The 21,464-nt window shown below is 61.8% G+C and carries 17 protein-coding genes; 12 read left to right on the top strand and 5 right to left on the bottom strand.

Annotated features, from left to right (window positions below):
- Positions 1 to 588: 588 nt before the first annotated feature.
- Positions 589 to 795 carry a cold-shock protein gene (locus tag AB4118_RS27045; RefSeq protein ID WP_441492668.1) on the bottom strand — a complete coding sequence of 69 codons (207 nt, stop codon included), beginning with the start codon at positions 793 to 795 and terminating at the stop codon, positions 589 to 591.
- Between AB4118_RS27045 and AB4118_RS27040 the strand changes: the two genes are divergently transcribed.
- The 4 genes from AB4118_RS27040 to AB4118_RS27025 all read left to right on the top strand — a co-directional run bounded on the left by AB4118_RS27040 (position 706) and on the right by AB4118_RS27025 (position 3,181).
- Positions 706 to 1,038, top strand: coding sequence for a hypothetical protein (locus AB4118_RS27040; RefSeq protein WP_441492673.1), 333 nt, complete (start codon positions 706 to 708; stop codon positions 1,036 to 1,038). The genes AB4118_RS27045 and AB4118_RS27040 overlap by 90 nt on opposite strands.
- Positions 1,039 to 1,125: 87 nt before the next feature.
- Entirely contained in the window at positions 1,126 to 1,578 is a 453-nt protein-coding gene (locus AB4118_RS27035) for a hypothetical protein (RefSeq protein WP_441492635.1), read from the top strand.
- 136 nt (positions 1,579 to 1,714) lie between these two features.
- Positions 1,715 to 2,413 carry a response regulator transcription factor gene (locus tag AB4118_RS27030; RefSeq protein ID WP_441492634.1) on the top strand — a complete coding sequence of 233 codons (699 nt, stop codon included), beginning with the start codon at positions 1,715 to 1,717 and terminating at the stop codon, positions 2,411 to 2,413.
- A gap of 564 nt (positions 2,414 to 2,977) precedes the next feature.
- Positions 2,978 to 3,181, top strand: coding sequence for a cold-shock protein (locus AB4118_RS27025; RefSeq protein ID WP_441492633.1), 204 nt, complete (start codon positions 2,978 to 2,980; stop codon positions 3,179 to 3,181).
- 88 nt (positions 3,182 to 3,269) lie between these two features.
- Here the strand turns inward: AB4118_RS27025 and AB4118_RS27020 are convergent, their stop codons facing one another.
- From AB4118_RS27020 to AB4118_RS27010, 3 genes are read right to left on the bottom strand one after another with little or no spacing between them, the layout of a single operon-like run.
- Positions 3,270 to 4,526, bottom strand: coding sequence for a glucarate dehydratase family protein (locus AB4118_RS27020; protein WP_441492632.1), 1,257 nt, complete (start codon positions 4,524 to 4,526; stop codon positions 3,270 to 3,272).
- 59 nt (positions 4,527 to 4,585) lie between these two features.
- Entirely contained in the window at positions 4,586 to 5,431 is an 846-nt protein-coding gene (locus AB4118_RS27015; RefSeq protein ID WP_441492631.1) for an NAD-dependent epimerase/dehydratase family protein, read from the bottom strand.
- Between the two features lie 53 nt (positions 5,432 to 5,484).
- A complete protein-coding gene (locus AB4118_RS27010) occupies positions 5,485 to 7,212 on the bottom strand; it encodes an IclR family transcriptional regulator domain-containing protein (protein ID WP_441492630.1) in 1,728 nt (575 codons plus the stop codon).
- 322 nt (positions 7,213 to 7,534) lie between these two features.
- On the opposite strand from AB4118_RS27010, the gene AB4118_RS27005 reads away from it, so the two are divergent.
- The 8 genes from AB4118_RS27005 (at position 7,535) to AB4118_RS26970 (ending at position 18,048) form a co-directional block, all read left to right on the top strand.
- On the top strand, positions 7,535 to 8,389 hold the full coding sequence (locus AB4118_RS27005; RefSeq protein ID WP_441492629.1) for an aldose 1-epimerase: 855 nt from the start codon (positions 7,535 to 7,537) through the stop codon (positions 8,387 to 8,389).
- Between the two features lie 84 nt (positions 8,390 to 8,473).
- Entirely contained in the window at positions 8,474 to 10,432 is a 1,959-nt protein-coding gene (locus tag AB4118_RS27000; protein ID WP_441492628.1) for an ABC transporter substrate-binding protein, read from the top strand.
- 61 nt (positions 10,433 to 10,493) lie between these two features.
- Positions 10,494 to 11,480: an ABC transporter permease gene (locus AB4118_RS26995; protein ID WP_441492627.1), complete on the top strand. Its 987-nt coding sequence runs from the start codon at positions 10,494 to 10,496 to the stop codon at positions 11,478 to 11,480.
- A gap of 3 nt (positions 11,481 to 11,483) precedes the next feature.
- Positions 11,484 to 12,611 carry an ABC transporter permease gene (locus tag AB4118_RS26990; protein WP_441492626.1) on the top strand — a complete coding sequence of 376 codons (1,128 nt, stop codon included), beginning with the start codon at positions 11,484 to 11,486 and terminating at the stop codon, positions 12,609 to 12,611.
- Complete coding sequence (locus AB4118_RS26985; RefSeq protein ID WP_441492625.1) at positions 12,608 to 14,335, top strand: ABC transporter ATP-binding protein; 1,728 nt, start codon at positions 12,608 to 12,610, stop codon at positions 14,333 to 14,335. Before AB4118_RS26990 ends, AB4118_RS26985 begins: the two co-directional genes overlap by 4 nt.
- A 20-nt stretch (positions 14,336 to 14,355) precedes the next feature.
- Positions 14,356 to 15,576, top strand: a complete 1,221-nt coding sequence (locus tag AB4118_RS26980; RefSeq protein WP_441492624.1) for a mandelate racemase/muconate lactonizing enzyme family protein — start codon at positions 14,356 to 14,358, stop codon at positions 15,574 to 15,576.
- A gap of 4 nt (positions 15,577 to 15,580) precedes the next feature.
- Entirely contained in the window at positions 15,581 to 16,783 is a 1,203-nt protein-coding gene (locus tag AB4118_RS26975) for a mandelate racemase/muconate lactonizing enzyme family protein (RefSeq protein ID WP_441492623.1), read from the top strand.
- Positions 16,784 to 17,007: 224 nt separating this feature from the next.
- Positions 17,008 to 18,048, top strand: coding sequence for a lactonase family protein (locus AB4118_RS26970; protein WP_441492622.1), 1,041 nt, complete (start codon positions 17,008 to 17,010; stop codon positions 18,046 to 18,048).
- Positions 18,049 to 19,515: 1,467 nt separating this feature from the next.
- On the opposite strand, the gene AB4118_RS26965 is transcribed toward AB4118_RS26970, so the two are convergent.
- Entirely contained in the window at positions 19,516 to 21,321 is a 1,806-nt protein-coding gene (locus AB4118_RS26965) for an ABC transporter transmembrane domain-containing protein (protein WP_441492621.1), read from the bottom strand.
- Between the last annotated feature and the right edge of the window lie 143 nt (positions 21,322 to 21,464).

The raw sequence follows: 21,464 nt of genomic DNA, 5'->3' as shown, positions 1-21,464 counted from the left end.
CTGGGTCCGCGGTGAGCGCGTTCGATGCCTCAGGAGCCTGAACGAAATCTTCTGGATCGTCACGCTTCGGTGTCGATCTCTCGATCGACGGCATTTCCATCAGTTCCGGGGCGGGAGCTTTTGCGAGCGCGGGCAGGATCCGCTGAGCCTTCGCAGGTTCAGGCGAGTCCGGGGTGACCGGCTTCGGTAATCGCTGCGGATCGATCTGCTGCGATCCGGGCTCTTGTTCGTTCGCGGAGACCTTCAGATCTAGGGTACCCCAAATAGATGGGTGCGGCTTTCTTTGGACGCGGCGCGCTTGTTTAAATTCAACGGTGAAAGGCTTCTTGGGCGGCTTCATTGCTTTTGATGTCGCTCGATACTTTCATTGCCCGAATTGGGCTTGCAGGGATTACCATTGTCTACGGTTATCCCTGTCGCCGGTCCAGATGCTTCGCAGGTACGCCGAGGCTCGATCGCACCTTGCCAAGAAGATGGGGCTTGCTCAGCAAAGGCGGAAGCGCTCACGGGCTGCCTGACAGGCGTTGAATCGGAATGTGTCATCAATCAAAAGCCGCTCGGCGGAAAACATCGGGCGGCTTTTAATTTTCAAACTTTAAGATTAGCTGCAGACTCTTTGCCACTGCGACGGTCGGCCTCCAAATCATAGGCGACCTTCTGACCTTCGGCTAAACCCCGAAGACCAGCGCGCTCCAAGGCAGTCGCATGGACGAAAACGTCCTTACCACCTGTGTCTGGAGCGATGAATCCATAACCTTTGGTTTCATTGTACCACTTGACCGTTCCATTCGCCATTTTTGTTCCTATTGCTTTATTGAGACAGCCCAACAAAGCGTAAAGCACCCTTCACCTTTTGCAAAGCGTCCGTATCAGTCATTTTTTCTGACGCATATCTGGGCGTTGGTAGCGGATTTGTCCGACGCCTCTCAGGTTGCTTTAACCTTGGGTTTGCCCTCTGACTTATTGCTTCGCTCGGTGGGTTTTGGCGTGCCATTATCGCCTTTTTGTAGCAACTGGCTCGCAATAACAAATCAATGACTACAAAGCACAAGCGGCAATTCGAGACGGTGTGTTAGCGAAGATGCAGAATCTATGATTTCTTAGCCGTCTGCGACAGAAGTACCTGTGTTCAACATGTTCTCCCGAAAGCCGCGAACTTCTAAGGCAGGCATGGTCGCTGTTCGCCTCGAAGAATTCCTCGACATGATCACCACGGCAGCTTCGATTAGCGCCAAACTTGGTGGCGGCGCTGACCGCATGGTCGAGAACAAATTAGCATTCCACGCTGCTATTTGGGCAGCGGCGGATGCCTATGGGCAACTGCTTGGCGCCTCAATAGAAGAGACCACTGAGGGTGTACGGCTGTATCTCAGTCGTTACGGCGACGCAGAAGAGACGCTCAAGACGATGCTAATAAGTTTTATGCTGCCCGAATTCGCTCCGTTGGTCCGCGCTACTGGCGAAGCGATCTTTGCAATCCGCACCGAGGCTTCAGATAACGGCCTGGAACTGCGTCGCTTGACGGAGCTGGCGGATTTAATCGCCGATTTCAAAGCGCGCCCTCGGCGCGTCAACTGATCCAAGCCCTCCACGAATACCTGCAGATTTTCGCGAATACGACACGGATTTTGAAACTACCCTCGAAAAAATCTTGAATCATTAACCATACTTCGGCCATCCTCGCCAAATTATCCGCTGCGAATCGGAGTTTACCATGCGCGTTTTATTAATTGAGGACGACGCATCGATCGCGCAGAGCATCGAGATGTTTCTCAAGCTGGAGAACATTGAAGTCACCAAGACAGCCTATGGAGCCGATGGCTTCGCGCTCGCTCAGGCGGCGCCGTTTGACCTTATAATTCTGGATCTCGGTTTACCAGACATGCCAGGAATTCAGGTACTCACGAAACTCCGAGCATCCTCCATCAACACGCCGTTGATGATCCTCTCGGGTATCAATGAGGTTCAACAGAAGGTCCGTTCGCTGATTGCAGGGGCGGATGACTACCTGACAAAGCCATTCCACCGAGACGAATTTCTTGCACGCCTGCGGACTTTGGTGCGTCGCTGCAACGGGACCGAGAACCGCACGGTCCGGGTCGGAGACCTATGCATCGATCTGGATTCAAAAACGGTTGACGTCGCCGGAAAGCCCGTTCGTTTGACTGGCAAGGAATATGAGATCGTTGCGTTCTTGGCGAGCCGCCGCGGGTTCACTCTTTCAAAGGAAATGATCCTCAATCACCTTTACGGTGGGATGGACGAACCTGAGCTCAAGATCGTGGACGTCTTCATCTGCAAGGTGAGACGGAAAATTGCAGATGCATCCGGCGGAGCGAACTACATCGAGACTGTTTGGGGACGCGGCTACATGTTGAATAATGCCGAGCCATCCCTCCAAATGGTTTCCTAAGGCCGATTCCCTGCCGTCTTCGCGGATAGTGTGTCTCGATCGCGCCTAGGAAACAACCTCAACGCTCCCGATTCGAGGCAGCTTGGCCCGGCTGAGCTGACGCCGGGCGCGCTACACCTTGCCGAGTTCTCCGCCGATGATCGGTTGCAGATTGGCGAAACTAGACAGAAACTGCATATGACTCAGTGGCAGGCCAGCAGTTGATTGCGGCGCTGCCTACACCGTTAGGATCGTGGGGCGCAGAAGATCGCCGATGCCGTGCGCGACGACACGCGGCAAGATCGGCCTCAACGCTTTCTCGGCCTCCGGCATGTCAATTGCCGTTGCGAAGGGGCGCGGCGAGGCAGCGTGTTATCGATACGCGATTAGCGGAAATTTATATTGTCGTTACATCGTCATTCTATAGCAATCCACAGTTGCGTTGTCGGGCCGACGGTAATCGCCAGCCGTCATGCTTCATGTTTGACCTCGACAACCTTGTGTTTTCGGGCAATTATTTCCCGGCGGGTCTTCGGATACGCGCCTCCGGCGGCTCAAAAGATGCAACCTTCGGGGGATGCGACTATGGCGACCGGAAACGTGAAATGGTTCAATATTGAGAAGGGTTTCGGGTTCATTCAGCCTGCGGATGGCGGCAAGGACGTGTTTGTACATATCACGGCCGTGAAAGAGGCTGGCATGATGACTCTGACCGAAGGGCAGAAGGTAGCGTTCGATTTGAAGACCGAGCGCGGTAAAACAGCCGCAGGCTCGCTCCAACTCCTCTGATCATTCTAAGCCTCGCAGTAAGGGAGAGCGGGTAGCAATTCAAAGCCTCTTGCGGGCTTGAGCGCCCGTGAGAACCCGAGAGCCAACTTCAGAACCGCGGGCGCGCCGAATTGAAGTCCGGCTGGTATTTGCGCATCTCCTTGGTGTCGTCGCGCACCCGGATGCCGCAATCGAGATATTGCTGGTGCAGGCGCCTCAGCGCCGTACGGTCCAGCCGCACGCCGAGCCCGGGTCCATCCGGCGGCGCAAGCGAGCCGTTCTCGATCCGGAGCTTACCGCCCTCAATCACCTCCTCGACCTGCCACGGATAGTGTGTGTCGCAAGCATAGGCGAGGTTCGGAATCGTAGCGCCAACATGGGTCATCGCCGCCAGGCTGATGCCCACATGAGAATTCGAGTGCATCGAGATCCCGAAGCCGAAGACGCGGCCGAGATGGGCGAGATGCTGGGTGGCGCGCAGGCCGCCCCAATAATGGTGGTCGGACAGAACGACCTGAACGGCATTCAGGCGAATCGTTTCTGGAATATGCCCGAAGGCGATCGTGACCATGTTGGTGGCGAGCGGCATCGGCGCGAATGTCGCGACCTGCCCCATCTCGGTGAGCGTCCTTGTCGGGTCTTCGAGATATTCGAGCAGCCCCTCCAGCTGCGGCATCACCCGCCGCGTCGTCTCGACCGACCAGCCGCCATTGGGGTCGATCCGCAGCGGGTGGTCCGGAAACGCCTTGCGCAGGTGCCGGAGCGTCTCGATCTCGAAATCGGGCTCGAACACGCCAGCCTTGAGCTTGATCGAGCCGAAGCCAAATTCCGCCACCATCCGGCGCGCCTGCTCGACCATTTGTTCATGGCTGAGCGCCTCGCCCCAATCATCGGCAGGATAGCCGGGATCATCCTTGTGCCGTTCGAACTTGTAGAAGAGATAGGCGCTGTAGGGCACGCGGTCACGGAGCTTGCCACCGAGGAGATCGTAGAGCGGCCGGCCGGTGAGTTGGCCCTGCAGATCGAGGAAGGCGACTTCGAATGCGGAGAGCGCCGAGGCGCGGGCCTTGTCGCCTGCGGGTGCAAAGGTTTGGCCGGGGTCGGGATTATCGCCCACCGCAGCGTAGACGACCTGCATCAAGCCGTTCAGGTCAAACGGGTCGAGACCGATTAGCCCCGCCTTCGCCTTGTCGAGATTGGCCAGCGTCTCCAGATCGCCATAGCTCTCCCCGAGCCCAACATGGCCCTCCGCGGTTTCAACCTCGATGATGCTGCGCAGGGCCCAGGGCTCGTGCACGCCGTTGACGTTGAGGAGCGGCGGGTCGCGGAAGGCGATCGGAGTGACACGGACATCGGTGATGCGCATCGGGGGCCTCGGCTGCACGGGGGGAGTTGGAATGATCGCGGTCAAATGGGCGCGGCGCCTCAGACACCCGCTGCGGGTGGAGGAACCGGTGCACCGGCATATTCAAGCGAGCAGAAGCCGCCACCTTGAAAATACAGCGCAGGCGGCTCATGGGTCAGCTCGGCTTCCCCAGCCATGGCCTCCTCGGCATAGTCGTCGGCACGGTCCTTGGGCCGGTAGCCCAGCCCATATGCGACCGCATTGTCGTACCATCCGCCGGCATTGTCGGAGACACCGTAGACAATAGTGTTGTGGATGTCGGGATGCTCCAGCCCGATCAGGCAGAGCTGGGCAAGATCGCGCCCACTGATCCAGATCTTGAGCGTACGGGCGCTGGCGGGAATGTCGGCGGCATTGCCGATCCGCACATGCATGCTGCGGATACCGTACTTGTCGGCATAGAGGGCGCCCACTGCCTCCCCCCAGCACTTGCTGAGCCCGTAGCGTCCGTCTGGTCGCGGCAGGACCGTCTCGTCGATACGCTGATGCCTGGGATAGAAGCCGACGGCGTGGTTGCTCGAGCCGAATACGACGCGGCCTACGCCTTGACGTCGTGCCGCTTCATAGACGTTCCAGGTGCCGACGACATTTGTTTGCAAAATGGACTCGAACGGCGCTTCGCGCACGACGCCCGCCATGTGGATCACCCCGTCCATGCCCATCATCGCCCGCTCGACGGCGCCGATGTCGGCGATATCGACCTGCACGGCTTCCTCGTTGGCCGCGAGGCTGGCCGGGGCGACAGTGTCCAGAATGCGGATGCGGGCGAAGCGGCTGCCGAGTTCCTGGCGCAGTTTTCGCCCAATATTGCCGGCGCCGCCCGTGATCAGCAGGTTGCGAGTGACGGTCGGCTCTTGCTGTTCCATGCGTCTTCTCCCGGCTCTTCTTTTGTAGGTGGGTGCTCCGATGCTTCTCCGGCTCAGCGCAGCAAGGCGGCTCGAAGCCGCCCGTCGAGGGCAAAGACGCTCCCGGATGCCGGAGCCTCGGCAATCTGCTGCGGTGTCAATCCGATCCGGCCGCTTGTAACGTAAAGCAGGTCCCCGCCCCTCCCCCCGAAGGTCAGCCCGGTCGGACGCGGCACAGGCAAGGATAAAAGCCGCATGTCGGAACCGTCGCGCTGCAGGCGTGCCAGGCTCCAGCCGTCCCATAGCGCGACCCACAGGTAATCCGGCTCTTCCAGGGTCAGGGCCATGGGGCGCCCGTGCAGGGCATCGACGCGTGCGACCAGCCCCAGGCTCCCGAGTCTGTTGCCCGTCCTGATCGGGAAGCGGATGATATCGCCGGCCTCCCTGAGCGCGACGTAGAGATGGCGCCCAGGCGCGTCGATCAGCATGTCGGTGGGTGTGGCCGGCAGTTCCACTTCAAGTACGGGGGTCCCGTCAATCAGGCGATAGAGCCCGGGGCGGCTTTGCGGACTCGGCGTTTCTCCAACCCCGAGCCAGATTTGTCCGTCCGGCCCGTGGCAAGCGCAGGTGATGCGGGGAAGCAATTCCAGCGAAAGCGCCGGGCTCAGATCGGTCAGGCGCGCGTCCCGGTCGACGGCCATCGCGCCCTTTTCCGTCGCCACGAACCAACGCCCCTCGCCGATCGAGCTCAGGGCCAGCACCGGCGAGGTGAATTGGGCCATCACCTCGGACCGGGGTGGCGCCGCAGGTTCCTCGACGCGAGAGCGCATGATGGCGGGCGCCAGTGCGTCCAACCAAAGCAGCGAGTTCGTCGCCCCGTCCCAACTCGGCGACTTTCCCAGGAATGAGCGCCCGTTGTAGGCCAGTGGCACCTGCGCGATATCGGGCCGGGCTCGTGGGCGCATACCTCCGTGCCGCTTCACGACCTCGCCAAGGCGCCTGGCCGCGGCCGCGACCTCAGGTCCGAGCTGATTAACCCGCTCCAGCGTCATCCGATAACAGGGGCCCGACACGGTGAATGCACCGAGCGGCACGCCGCTCTCGCCGGGCACGGAGGCACTGACGCAGCGAATACCCTCCATGAACTCTTCGTCGTCGATGGCGTAGCCGCGCAGTTGGAACACATCGAGCTGCGAGCGAAGCTGGGCCGGGTCCGTGATCGTCCGATCCGTGACGCGCTCGAAGCTCATGCGGCCAATCAGGGCCTCCCGCTCGTCCGGCGCCAGCGCCGCCAGGTGCGCCTTGCCCATTCCCGAGCAGTAAAGCGGCCGCAGGCTCCCCAATGGCGCGCCCGTGCTGATCGGATAAAGGCTTAGGATCTTCTGGATGATGATCATGTCTGCACCGCCGGGCGCGGCGAAATAAACGGTTTCACCGCTGAGCTCGTGAAGCCAGCGGAGTTCCGTCATGGCGAGCATCGGCAGATCCGGGATCGGCCAGACAGCCTGAGCGTATTCGAGAAACTTGAAGCCCGGGAAATATCCCTGCCCGCTGGCGTCGATGCGCACCAGCCCACGCTGCTGCAGCGTATTGATGATGCGATAGACAGTGCTGCGCGGAAGGCCCAACTCATCGGCCAGGGTCTGCGCGCGGTGCTCGCCAGGCGCAGAGGCGATCAGGTCGAGCAGGTTCAGCGCCTTGCCGACGAGCCTGGTGCCTCGCACCTCGATGAGAGATTCGCCGCGCCGCCCCTCTTCGTCCGGCACGATATCCTGCTCGAGGCTGGTGGCATGATTGCGCATGAAACGGAGGCGGGCCTGTCGAACCGGGCTGATGCGGCGGGGCTCAGCTTACGCAGACGTACAAGCGCCTGCAATGGCTCAGTATCACGATGTAAGAAACTTCTATGCTGCAACTGCGAAATGGCCGATACTTTTATACATAGTAAGAATGCTCGTTGACAGTGCGTCGCACCAATCCTAGCCTTCCCTTCAAGATCGGGGACATCCCGACAGGTATTGGGGACGAAACGTGACAATGGCGGACGCAACGGCGGCACAGTTCCGTTCTGCGGAGACCTCGCCGTCTGTCTGCCCTCTCGCGGCGGGACCGATGAGAGCGGCGGTGCGGCCGTTGGACGGCGGGCGCATAGCGTCCCTCTGGCGCGAGGGACCCAACGGCCTGCGCAGCGACGTTCTGGTGCCAATGCCCGCTGCGGGATTCGATCCCGCATATTGGCCGAAGGCGGGCAGCTACCCGCTCGTGCCCTTTTCCAATCGCGTCCGCGATGCCGCCTTCCGCTTCGGCGAAACCCGGGTCGCGCTCGTGCCGCACCCGGCCGCGGCTCCGCACGCACTGCACGGCTTCAGCCAGACGCGGCCCTGGACCGTGATGCGGCACGCGAGCGCGGAGATCGAGCTGCACTATCGCTTCGAGCCTCAAGATGATCTGGCGGGATGGCCCTGGGCGTTCGAGGCCGTCCAGCGCATGGCGCTCGATCCCTCGGGCCTGACCCACGAGATCTACGTCGAGAGCCATGCGGTCTCGCCGATGCCGGTCGGCTTGGGCATTCACCCCTTTTTCGCCGCGTCCCAGGGCGACCGCATCACGTTCAACTGCGAAGCCCTTTGGGATCAGGACGCCGATGGCTGCGGCCAGCAGCTCCACTCGCTCACTGGCCGCGACCGGCACTACGATTCGCCTCATGGCGGCGAGGCCACCACGGCCTATTATTCTGGCTGGGACGGGGGCGCCTCAATACATCGCCGGGACGGCACACGGATCCTCATCCAGGCCAGCGCTCCTCTCGACCACCTCGTCTTCCATGTCCCGGCCGGCGGCAGCTATCTCTGCCTGGAGCCGGTCAGCCATGTCGCTGATGCCTTCAATCTCGCGGCAGCGGGACATTCTGGAACTGGGATGCGCGTGCTCGACCCCGGCGCAACCATCTCGGCGAAAGTGCGGATCGGACTGGCATGACGTGAACAGGTGGCCGCGCCACCACGCCTCGACCCTCAGCTACACGGCCAACAGGCCGGCAACATCTCAATCCGGGAGGATGGCATGAGCAGGGATACGCAAAGAGGACCACACCGGCGCCGCGGACTGGACCGCCGCGATATGCTGAAAGGGCTTGCCGGCGCCACCGCGCTCTCGACGCTGCCCCACGCCGCCTTCGCCCAAACCGCCAAGGAGGCGCCGGCCTTCGCAAAGCTGGCCTCGGAGGGCAAGCTGCCGCCGCTGGCCGAGCGCGTCTCTGCCAACCCGCTGGTAATCAAGGTCGACAAGGTCGGCCGCTACGGCGGCTCGCTCCGGCGCGGCCTGCGCGGCTCCTCCGACCATAACGGAATTCTGCGCATGGTCGGCAACCAGGGCTTGGTGCGCTGGAACCTTGCTTTCACCGAGGTCCTGCCGAACGTCGCCGACAAATGGGAGGTCAACGCGGACTCGACCGAGTTCACCTTCTACCTGCGCAAGGGCATGAAATGGTCTGACGGCAAGCCCTTCACCGCAGATGACATCGTCTTCTCGATCGAGGACTGCGCCAAGAACACCGAACTCTATAAGTCCGCCCCCTCGCCGATCGTCATCGACAACAAGCCGGGCACGGCGACCAAGGTCGACGAGACGACGGTCAAGTTCACCTTCGCCAGCCCCTACGCGCTGTTTCTCGAGATGATGGCGACCCCGCTAGGACAACACCCGACGCTGTTCGCCAAGCATTACTGCAGCCAGTTCCACCCGAAATACAATTCCGGCGTGGCGGAGTTGGTCAAGGCGGCGAACCTGTCCGACTGGGGAACGCTGTTCCGCAACAAGTGCGGCGATATCGAGATTCCATCGCGCTGGGGCAATGCCGACAAGCCGACGCTCGACCCCTGGGTCATCAAGGAGCCCTATACCGGCGGCGCCACGCGCGTCGTGATGGAACGCAATCCCTATTTCTGGCAGGTCGACACTGCCGGTAACCAGCTGCCCTATATCGACAGGCTCAGCTTCAGCATCTCGCAGGACGTCGAGTCGCTGATGCTGGATGCGATTTCCGGGCGCCTCGACATCCAGGAGCGCCATCTCGACACGCTCCAGAACAAGCCGACCCTGTCGCAGAACATGCAGAAGGGCGGCTACCGCCTGATCGAGTTGATCAGCTCCTCGTCGCAGCAGGTTCAGATCTATCTGAACATGACGCACAAGGACGCCAAGATGCGCGAGATGTTCGCCAACAAGGAGTTCCGCAAGGCGCTCTCGCTGGGCATGGACCGCAAGGAGATCATCGACCTCGTCTATCTCGGCCAGTCGCAGCCGCATCAGACTGGGCCCCGCCCCGGCCATCCCTGGTATCACGCCGGCTTGTCCGAGCAGTTCACCAGCCACGACCCAGCCCAGGCCAACGCCATTCTCGACAAGCTCGGCTACGCCAAGAAGGATGCCAACGGCATCAGGCTGCGACCGGACGGGCAGAGGGTCTTCTTCGCCATCGACGTGATTCCAACGCTGTATCCCGATGAGGTCGATGCGCTCGAACTGGTGAAGCGCCACTGGGCCGAAATCGGCGTCGACATCAAGGTCAACACGATCGAGCGCGCCCTTTACTACACGCGCGGCGACAACAACGACCATGATGCCGCCGTCTGGCCGGGCCCCGGCGGACTCGACCCGATGCTCGACCCGCGTGACTACTTCGCCCAGCACACTCAGGGCTCGCGCTACGCGATTCCGTGGGCGCAATGGTACGTCTCGGGCGGCAAGGACGGCCAGGAACCGCCGGAGGGCCAGAAGCAGCGCATGAAGCTGTTCGACCAGGCGCGCGCCACGGCCGACCTGGAGAAGCGCACCGCGCTGATGAAGCAGGTCTTCGACATCACCGCCGACGCCTTTGAGACCATCGGCATCTGCCTCGCGGTGAACGCCTTCGGCATCTGCAAGAACAACCTACAGAACGTGCCGGCGAAATATCCCAACGCCTGGACCTGGCCCAATCCCGGCCCGGCCCTGCCTCAGCAGTTCTTCTTCGCGACGTGAGCGACGACAGCCCGGCCGCGCCGCGAGCGTGGCCGGGCCGTCTCACCCAACAGGCAGTGCCATGCTCCGCTTCATCGCCAAGCGCCTCCTCTGGATGGTGCCCTCGCTGATCGTCGTCAGTTTTCTGTCCTTCGTGCTGATCCAGCTTCCTCCGGGCGACTTCGTCACGACCTATATCGCGACGCTCGCAGCCTCGAACGAAGTGGTCGATCAGAACACGGCGGCCGATCTGAGAATCCGCTTCGGGCTCGATCAGCCGATGATCGTCCAATATTTCAAATGGATCAGCGGCATCGTGCTCAGAGGTGATTTTGGCCTCAGCTTCGAATGGCAACAGCCGGTCAGTGACCTGATCTGGGAGCGGATGGCGCTGACCCTGGTGCTGACTTTCTCGACGCTACTCGCGACCTGGGGCATCGCACTGCCGATCGGCGTGTTCTCGGCCGTCAAGAAGTATTCGATCGGCGACTATATCGTCACCTTCTTCAGCTTCCTCGGCCTCGCCATTCCGAGCTTCCTGCTCGCGCTCGTGCTGATGTATGTCGCAGCCGTCGAATTCGGGCAGGAGGTCGGCGGGCTCTTCTCCGAGCAGTATCTCACGGCCCCCTGGAGCATCGGCAAGGTCATCGACCTGCTGCACCATCTCTGGATTCCCGTCATCATTCTCGCTGTCTCCGGCACCGCCAGCCTGATCCGCGTCATGCGCGCCAACATGCTGGACGAGCTGCACAAGCCCTATGTCACGACGGCGCGCGCCAAGGGCCTCTCGGAATTCCATCTGCTGGTGAAGTACCCGGTTCGCCTGGCCCTCAATCCGTTCATCTCGACGATTTCCTGGCTGTTGCCGAACCTCGTCTCCGGTTCGATCATCGTCGCCATCGTGCTGAGCCTGCCGACGGCGGGGCCTCTCCTGCTCCAGTCGCTGATGAGCCAGGACATGTATCTGGCCGGCGCGTTCGTGCTGCTGATCTGCACGCTCACGCTCATCGGCTCTCTCATCAGCGATATCCTGCTCGCCCTCGTCGACCCCCGCATCAGGCTGGAATAGGTAATGACCGACACCGCCCTTTCATCCGTCGACAGCACCCGGCTGGCCGTTGCCTCGCAATGGCAGCTCGTCTGGTGGGCGTTCAAGCGCCACCATCTTGCCATGGCGGGGCTGATCGTCACGGTGTTTCTTTACATCATCGCCATTGCCCCGGGTTTCTTCGCCATCAATGATCCGTCGCAGCAGAACGCACGGGCGGCATTCCATCCACCGCAGGCTATCCATTTCATCGACAGGGGGGCGGATGGGAGCTGGTCTTTCCGGCCCTTTATCCATCCTTCGGTGTTTAAGCGCGATCCGCAGACGCTCTCAGCGGTCTATAGCGAAGACAAGGCCCGCAAAACCTATGTTACGTTCTTCGGCCAAGGTTTCGAGTACAGGCTGTTCGGGCTGTTCAGCACTACGACCCACCTGATCGCCTCGGAAAACAAGGCCCAGCCGATCTTTCTGCTCGGGACGGATCGGCTCGGCCGCTGCGTTTACAGCCGTATCATCCAGGGCGCCCAGATTTCCCTGTCGGTCGGCCTGGTCGGCGTCCTGCTTTCGCTGACTATCGGCATCCTGCTCGGCGGCATCTCCGGATATTACGGCGGTCGCATCGACTTTGCGGTACAGCGCGTCATCGAGTTCGTGCTGTCGCTACCTAGCATCCCGATCTGGCTCGCGCTGTCGGCAGCCCTGCCGCAGGATTGGCCCGCGACCCTCAACTATTTCATGATCACGCTGATCCTGTCGCTGACCGGCTGGGCCCAGCTCGCCAGGGTCGTGCGGGGCCGCTTCCTGAGCCTGCGTACCGAAGAATTCGTCACCGCGGCGCGGCTCGACGGTGCCTCTGAAGGACGGGTCATCTTCCGCCACATGCTGCCGAGCTTCGCCAGCCACATCATCGCGTCGATCTCGCTGGCGATCCCGGCCATGATCCTCGCAGAGACCGCGCTCAGCTTTCTCGGCCTGGGCCTGCAGCCGCCTACCATCTCCTGGGGCGTATTGCTGCGCGAGGCACAGAACATCCGCTCGATCGCGACCGCGCCCTGGCTGTTCGCGCCCGGCCTCTTCGTGGTGATCGCCGTGATCGCCCTCAACTTCCTTGGAGACGGATTGCGCGATGCCGCCGATCCGTACAACAAATGAGCGTCATCGATCTCGCCATCGGCCAGGAGCTGCGCCCCGCCGCGCCGGCGCCGACGATCCTCGAAGTCAGGGATCTCGTGACGCACTTCCCGGTGCGCAACGGCGTCGTCAAAGCTGTCGACGGTGTCTCGTTCACGCTCCAGCGTGGCAGGACGCTCTGCATCGTCGGCGAGAGCGGCTCGGGCAAGAGCGTGACCGCGCGCTCGATCCTGCAAATCGTCGATGCACCTGGGCGTATCGTCTCGGGCGCGATGGTCTTGCGCCGGCCCGATGGAACCTCCGTCGATCTCGCGAAGCTCAACCCGCGCGGGCGTGAGATCCGCGCGGTCCGCGGCCGCGAGATCGCGATGATCTTCCAGGAGCCGATGTCGTCGCTGTCGCCGGTCCATACCGTAGGCGACCAGATCATGGAGGTGCTGCAGCTCCACCTGAACATGGGCAAGAAGGAGGCTCGCGCGCGCTGCGTCGAGCTCCTGACGCAGGTCGAGATTCCCAAACCCGAAGCCGCCGTCGACCGCTATACGTTCGAGTTTTCAGGCGGCATGCGCCAGCGCGTAATGATCGCGATGGCGCTCGCCTGCAATCCCTCCCTGCTCATCGCCGACGAGCCGACGACCGCGCTGGACGTCACCACGCAGGCCGAGATCCTTGATCTGATCAGGAGGCTGCAGCGGCAGCACGGCATGGCCGTGATGTTCATTACGCACGATATGGGCGTGGTCGCCGAGGTTGCCGATGAGGTGCTGGTGATGCACCACGGCAAGGTGATGGAGAGCGGCCCGGTCGACGCCATATTCCACGCGCCGCAGGACGACTACACCCGAATGCTGATCAGCTCCGTGCTAAAGCTCGAGCAGAAGGCCGAGATCAGGCTCAGGCGCGCCCCGATCGCGCAAGAGGCTCCGCCCGTCCTGCAGGTCCGCAACCTAGAAATGCATTTCGGCTCGCCTAAGGCCCCGCTCAGGGCCGTCGACGACGTCTCGCTGGAGGTCAGAGCTGGGGAGACGCTCGGCATCGTCGGCGAATCCGGTTCGGGCAAGACCACGATGGGGCGCTGCTTGCTGCGCGTCTACGAGCCCAATGCCGGAGCGATCGACTATCGACGCACCGACGGCGAGGTCGTCGACCTGCTCAAGGCTGACAAGGAGACGCTGAAGGCCTGCCGGCGCGAGATCCGCATGATCTTCCAGGATCCGGTCGGTTCGCTCAACCCGCGCATGACGGTGGCCCAGATCATCGGCGAGCCCCTGCTCGTCAACAAGATTGCCGCCGGCAAGGAACTCGACGACCGGGTCGCTGAACTGTTGCGCCAGGTCGGCCTGGAGCCCTCCTGGCGGGAGCGCTATCCGCATGCCTTCTCCGGCGGCCAGCGCCAGCGCATCGGCATCGCCCGTGCCATCTCCCTTAACCCCCGCGTCATCGTCGCCGATGAGGCGACCTCGGCGCTCGACGTCTCGCTGCGCTCGCAGATGCTCGACCTGATGATGAACCTGCAGGACAAGCTCGGCTTGTCCTACGTCTTCATCAGCCACGACATCGGCGTCATCCGCTACATGTGCGACCGGGTGGCTGTGATGTACCGCGGCAAGGTGGTCGAGACCGGTGCGGCCGAGCAGGTCTGCAACGCGCCCACGCACGCCTATACCCAGGCCTTGCTCTCCGCCATTCCGCGACCCGACCCTCGGGCGCGCAGCATCCACCGCCGCCACCGCTACTCCGGTTAACGAGCCTACGGATCAGCCCCATGAAGATCGTCGACATCAAGACCTTCCTGATGCATGCGGGCGCCCCCAGCCTGAGGAACTGGGCCGCGGACGGCTCGTTCGGATCCCAGCAATTCTCGAAGAACCTCACCGGCAGCCGCAACTGGCTCTTCGTCAAGGTCGTCACCGACGAAGGCATCACCGGCATCGGCGAATGCTCCGGCTGGCCGCGCGTCATCAGGACGGCGGTCGAGGACCTGAAAGCGCTGCTCGTCGGCGAGGATCCGACCCATATCGAGCGGCTTTGGCAGAAGATGCAGATCGCGATCATGGGCCACGGCATGACCGGCGTGGTCGGCGCAGGCGCCATGACCGGTATCGACATGGCGTTGTGGGACATCAAGGGCAAGGCGCTGGATACGCCGGTCTGGAACCTACTCGGCGGCAAACTACGCGACAGGATCCGTATCTACGGCCATGCCAACACTCCGGAGGCGGCGTTGTCGCTGAAGCAGCGCGGCGTTACCGCGTTGAAATGCGGCGGCGTCTCCGATCCCGTCAGGAAGGTCGCGGCGCTGCGTGAGGCGGTCGGCGCGGAGATGGACATCGCCATCGACCTGCATGGCCCACCATGGCTGACACCGGCCGATGCTACGCAGGTCTGCCGGGCGCTTGAACCCTACAAGATGATGTGGGTCGAGGACCCGATCGCGCCCGATAATCTCGACGGCTACGCCCGCATACGCAACCATTCCTCGGTGACGCTGGCGGCCGGTGAGCGGATGGCGACGATCTTCGGTGAACGCGAGCTGATCGAGCGCGACCTTATCGACGTGGTCCAGCCGGACACCGGCCGAGCCGGCGGGATAACCCAGATGAAGAAGATCGCGGCAATGGCAGAGGCGCACCACATCATGCTTGCGCCACATTCCGGCTCGCTCGGGCCGGTCGCGGAATATGCTGCCCTGCATCTCCTCGCAAGCTGCCCGAATGGCCTCGTCCTCGAGCGCATCGAGGATGACTGGGACGGCCGCGCCAAGACGGTGATCCCGCACCCAGTCTCGCGCGACGGCTATCTCGACGTCCCCGACCGCCCCGGTCTCGGTGTCGAGATCGACGAGGATTTCGTCGCGCAATGGCCCAGCGAGATGAATGTCTCGATCCCCGTGACGGAGGGGGCCGGCTCCTATGCCGAGGGAACTTTCCGCGAGCATGTCTACGTGCAGTCGCGCTGGAAACGCGGCGTCTATTTCAAGGACTGAGCCTATGAAGATCGAGCGCTTGCGGGCCTATATGTCGCGCGACAAGGATCGTCCCCGTGTAGTTGTCGCCATCGACACCGATGACGGATTGACCGGCTGGGGCGAGTGCTACAATCACGGCCCTGACCGGGCGCTATTGCCTCTGCTCGACTACCTGTTCGAGTTCATCCGCGGGCAAGACCCGCGACGGATCGAATACCTGATCCTCTACCTGCTCCAGCAGAGCCGCTTTCCGCCAGGCGCACTCGGGCTGGCGGCGATATCGGCCATCGACCATTGTCTCTGGGACATCTCGGCCAAGGCTCTCGGCGTGCCGGTCTACATGCTGCTTGGCGGCAATGTGCGCGACAAGGTGCGTGTCTATGCCGGTGTCTACACCGCCCCAGACCCGGCCATTGCGCGCGACGAACTCAACGCGCTGAACGAGCAGTGGGGGCTGACGGCGTTCAAGCTCAGTCCCTATCGGATCGACATGCACGCGCATCGCTGGGGCGAGGTCGTGCGAACCAGCGCCGAGTATTTTCGCAATCTGCGCGAAACCGTGCGTTCGGACTATGAGATCGCCTTTGACGCTCACGCCAAGATCTTCGAAGTAGGGCAGGCGATGCAGCTCGGTAACGCGCTTGCCCCCTACGATCCGCTCTTCTTTGAGGAGCCGCTCCGGCCCGAAAACTTCGAAGCCTGGGGCGAGCTGAAGCGCGGCCTCGCCTGCACGCTGGCGACGGGCGAGTCTTTGTACAGCCGTTTCGAGTTCCTGCGGCTGCTCTCGGTCAAGGGCTGCGACATAATCCAACCCGATATTTGCGTCGTTGGCGGTCTGCTGGAGATGCGCAAGATCGCGGCGATAGCCGAGGCACACTACGTGACCATCGCGCCCCACAACCCGATGGGGCCGCTGGCCACCGCCGTGAACCTGCATTTCTCGGCTGCGCAGCCCAATTTCCGGATTCTCGAATACCGGCTGCCTCACGGCCCCAATTACGCCTTTGGCGACGGCAGCGGCGGCCCCATAGTCCAACCTGATCGCTCGCAGGGGGCCTGGTACGTCAAGGACCCCTATCTGCCAAAAGATGGCTATCTGCTGTTGCGGCCCGATCGGCCAGGCTGGGGGGTCGAGATGGACATGGATGTCCTGGCCAAGGAGGACTACGTTCATTGGGAACGGAAGGTCCCACGCCGCCCTGATGGCTCGACGGCTTATGCCTGATTCCGACAGCGAATCTCGGCGAGTAGACCGTCTCAGGCCGGCATCTGGTTTCGCGCCCAATGAACTCGGCGATGGTCGGCGCATTTGAAGAGACCGCGCCATTCGCCGTCGCGCCCAGGCGCTGGCCGCTACTTTACGTTGATCAACGTCGGATCTGCTCAGGCTGAGATGCCCTGAGGATCGGATCAGCCACATAATCATCAAGTAAGCTTGTGGAGCCGTGCATGTCGCCTCATCACGCTAGTGGAAAAGCCGATCTCGCCGTTTACATTGGCAATGGATCAGGCGGCGATATCAGTGTTCTACGGCTCTCTGGCAAAGGGGGCACGCTGAGCCCCATCCAGCGCATGCGCTTTCCCGGCGTGACTGAACCCGGCCGCTCGCTGCCACTAGCACTCTCACCGGGACGAGAGTTCCTATACGCCGCCATGCGTGGGGCGCCACGTGGCGTCGCAACCTTCCGAATCGACCGTTCCACCGGTGCGCTGTCTGAACTCGGCTTTGCGGCTATGGCGGAGAGCGTCGCCTATATTCGCACCGATCTCAGCGGACGCTTCCTGTTCGGCGCCTCCTATGACGGAAATGTCGTCACGGTGAGTCCGATCGGGACCAACGGCGTTGCGCAGCAAGTAGCGCAGCGTGTTCCAACTGCACCGAACGCCCATGGCATCATGGGCGACCGATCCAACCGGCATGTTTTGGCGACAAGTCTGGGCGGAGACGTGGTCTACAGCTTCGATTTTGACCAGGTTGCCGGGACGCTGACGCCACCACGGACGACCGCCCTGCCGAAAGGCACCGGGCCGCGCCATTTCATCTTCGATCCCGCCGGCAAGAGTGTGTACTTACTTGGCGAGCTCGACGCTTCGGTCACGGTCTTCGACTACGATTCGGAACACGGCGCACTCAACACCAAGCAGGTCGTCACCATGCTGCCCGTCGGCTTCGGAGGAAAGCCCTGGGGCGCTGATATCCAGATTACGCCGGACGGCCGCTTTCTCTACGCATCCGAGCGGAACAGCTCGATATTGGCGAGCTTCGCAGTCGAGGGAGATGGCAAATTGCGACTGATGCAGCACATCCCGACCGAGACGCAGCCGCGCGGCTTCGGCATCGACCCCACCGGGCGCTACCTGGTCGCATTGGGACAGTCGACCGACCACGCTACAGTTTATGTGATCGACGAGAGCGGCGGGCTCACTGTTACCGACCGAGCCATCGTGGGGAACAGCCCGGATTGGGTGGAGATGGTTGAGTTGGCTTGAGGTCAGCTAGGAGAAAAGGCAGGGTCCTCGCTTGGACGCGAACGCGGGGCCTTCTCAAAATCCCTCATGTCATACTCTGCGATTGCATCCGTGAGGACAGTGAGCTCTCGCTCTCCGTCGCTGCCAGGCTCATAGCGAAGCAGCGCCGCGGCCCGCTTTACTGCAAGGCTGCGATCCTCGTCATTCGTGATCTCGAAACCATTCTCACCTTGCAAAGCTGCCCCTCCTGCAAGAACTCGTGATCTGAAACCTAGACCGACTTGCGAATCAGCCTTCACGATCACCATGGATTGCGGTGGCTTTCGGGCAGCGCGATTTACGCGACCGGCCGGCAACTCGTCGTCATACGAACCAAGCCATCATCCAACGGAACTGAGCCTGAAAGGCTTTATTCCTAACCCGAACGGCGGACGACCTTCTCACGCGGGTGCGGTGTGAGACCGCCGCCTAGAAACTCCAGGGGCAGACAGACAGGCAAAACGGGCTCCAGCCTACCCAAGTCGGCGCTGCGTGATACTCAGCTTGTTGGTGTCCGAGTTCGCGAACCCGTGCGGTCGCTCTCCATCCTATCGTGCAGATCGAGCTTGAGAATTTGGCCCTCGCATCCACACATGAGAAAGTTATGGCGCAGCGCCAAATGAGGACGGCGGGCACCCGAGTGCTCCAGAGCTACGACCTCGGTCCGATCTGGCTATAGTTTGCCGCAAACGATTGGCGCCGAATAGCAAGACGCCTGCGGCAGCCTCGGGCATCCTGCTGTGATGCGCAACTCGCCCAGGCCCCACGACCTCAACGTCCCCTTTCTGCCGCGATATCGCTGGCGGCCAATTCCGGTCGTGACTGTAATTCCGATGATCGTCATCTGGCTTATGGTCTTGTACTGGACCGTACCGTTATAGTCTTGCTCGAAAGCTGAGGGCCAGAATTCTGGCTTCGCGAGACCTCCACAAACGCATCAGGCTCGCAGGTACAGCTCCACAGGGCTCGCCCGGCCTTGTTTATACACAACGGATTTCGAACAGATTGGCTTTGCTAGAACACTCGCGACAGGACCAATCTTCATCAACAAGCTGGAAGCGCTTCAGTTCTTGGAAACGATTGTTACGAACCATTTATTATTGCGGCTGGGGACGCCCGTCCGGAGCGGAGTAGCCCTTACTTCGCCCGTCGCAGATCCATAGTTTGATCTCATTGCCAAGATCGTCGCCTTCCTTTTCACGACTAGCAGCATACTCCAAGCGCTGTTCCCTCTCCAGCTTCTCTAGGTGCTTCAACCATTCGGGGTAGCTGGCTTTCGTCATCTCGTTTCCCCTTCGCGCCCAACAATCGAGACTGCAAACTTCTGATGAGGCCGATATGATTTGGTCCTTCGAGGTTCCCGAACTTCGGTCTTTGCCAAAAATTCACGTTGGTCAGACCGACGAATTCCTCGGCCCAATTCTGGTTATACCGTTGCCAGGCCGCCCCCTACTCTGCCGCACTCAGGAAAGCTGTTGCTCCGGTATGGAACTGCAGTTTGGCCACGCGCGCATACACGCCGCCGTTAGCCACAAGGCTCCGATGAGTGCCTTCCTCAACGATCCGCCCCTCGTGCATGACTAGAATCCGGTCGGCTTTGAGCACGGTCGCCAGGCGGTGGGCGATGACGATGGTCGTGCGGCCTCTTATCGAGCGTTCGACCGCAGTCTGCACTAGCATTTCGCTTTCCGCATCGAGCGCGGAGGTGGCCTCGTCGAGCAACAGGATGGGGGCGTCGCGCAGGATGGCCCGGGCGATCGCGATGCGCTGACGCTGGCCACCGGACAGCATGACGCCGCGCTCGCCTACCTGGGCCTCGAGGCCCGTCTCCAATCTGGCGACGAATTCGTCGGCGACCGCTTCGCGAGCCGCTTGTTCGATCTCTGGGCCAGATGCCTCGGGCCTGCCAAAGGCGATATTCTCCCGCGCCGAGGCCGCGAAGATCGTTATGTCCTGCGGGACCAGGGCGAGGCGGCTACGGACATCCTGCGGACTGGCCTCGCGAATATCGACGCCGTCGATCAGAATTGAGCCTGCCTGGGGATCGTAGAACCGCATCAGTAGGGAGAACACCGTACTCTTGCCTGCGCCGGAGGCACCGACGATTGCAACCGTCTCGCCGCACCCAATGGAAAAGCTCAACCTGTGCACAGCCGGCAGCTCCGGGTGTGCAGGGTAGGAAAACGACACCTCACGAAACTCGACGAGCCCCTGGGCCGGTGCCGGCAGAGGCTTCGGATTGGCAGGTGCCGTAATTGCTGGCTCCTCAGCAAGGATTTCGGTCAGCCGCTCGGCTGCACCGGCCGCCTGGCTGAGTTCACCCCAGACCTCGGAAAGAGCGCCGAGCGCGCCGGCAGCGAATACCGAATAGAGCAGGAACTGGCCAAGGGTGCCAGGCGAGAGCGCTCCCGCAAGTACGTCGCGCGAGCCGAACCAGAGCACGGCGACAACAGAGGAGAAGATGGTAAAGATCGCAAAGAAGGTCAGGAAAGAGCGAGCAAATACCGATGACCGTGCGCCCCTGAACGCGGTTTCGACGGCGCCCGAAAAGCGCTCCGTCACCAAGCTTTCGTTGGTGAATGCCTGCAAAGTCCTGATCGAACCGATTTGCTCGCCGGCATAGGCCATGGCGTTGGCCAGCATGGCCTGAGCCGTCCGCGACTTCCGCCGCACCGATCGCCCGAAGCCGACGAGGGGAACGACGATCAGCGGAATCGCGACGATGACCAGACCCGACAGTTTCGGACTTGTAACGACCATCATCGCGATGGCGCCGATTAGGAGAATAACGTTGCGAAGTGCCACCGATGCCGTTGCGCCGATCGCCGATTTCACTTGCGTGGTGTCGGCGGTAAGTCTGGTAACGATGTCGCCCGATCGAGTCGCGTCGAAATAGGAAGGCGAAAGCCGCGTGACATGGGCGAAGACATCCCGGCGGATGTCGGCGACGACGCGTTCGCCAAGCGTGACTACGAAGTAATAGCGGCACGCCGATGCCAGCGCCAACACTGCGGCGATGGCGCCCAGCACCATGAAATAATTGGCGACCAGGGAGGAATCAAATGCTGAGAAGCCTCGGTCGATCATCCGGCCTACCGCCGGCGGCAATGCCAGCGTCATCGCAGCCGCCAGCATCAGGGAAACAACAGCGCCGGCAACCATCGCGCGATAGCGGGTGACATAGGGCAGTAGATCCCGCAGGGGCTTCAGCGAACGCCCCCGCGCCCCTTTGGCGGTACTACTGGTCGCTCCCATACCGTCCCCCCACCCTGGCATCCCTAGATGTGCCTCGTTATTCTACGAACCGAAGCGCTGTGTTCATCCGACCTATGTCTGAAAGAGTGTGGGACCTTTGTGTCCCGATAGCGCGGCTTCGTCTCGTCACGCCATTCGCCTTG

The organism is Allobosea sp. 2RAB26, from assembly GCF_052115465.1.
Taxonomy (GTDB): domain Bacteria; phylum Pseudomonadota; class Alphaproteobacteria; order Rhizobiales; family Beijerinckiaceae; genus Allobosea.
The sequence above is the reverse complement of the archived record's forward strand: the minus strand, read 5'-3'. Positions and strand labels throughout refer to the sequence as shown.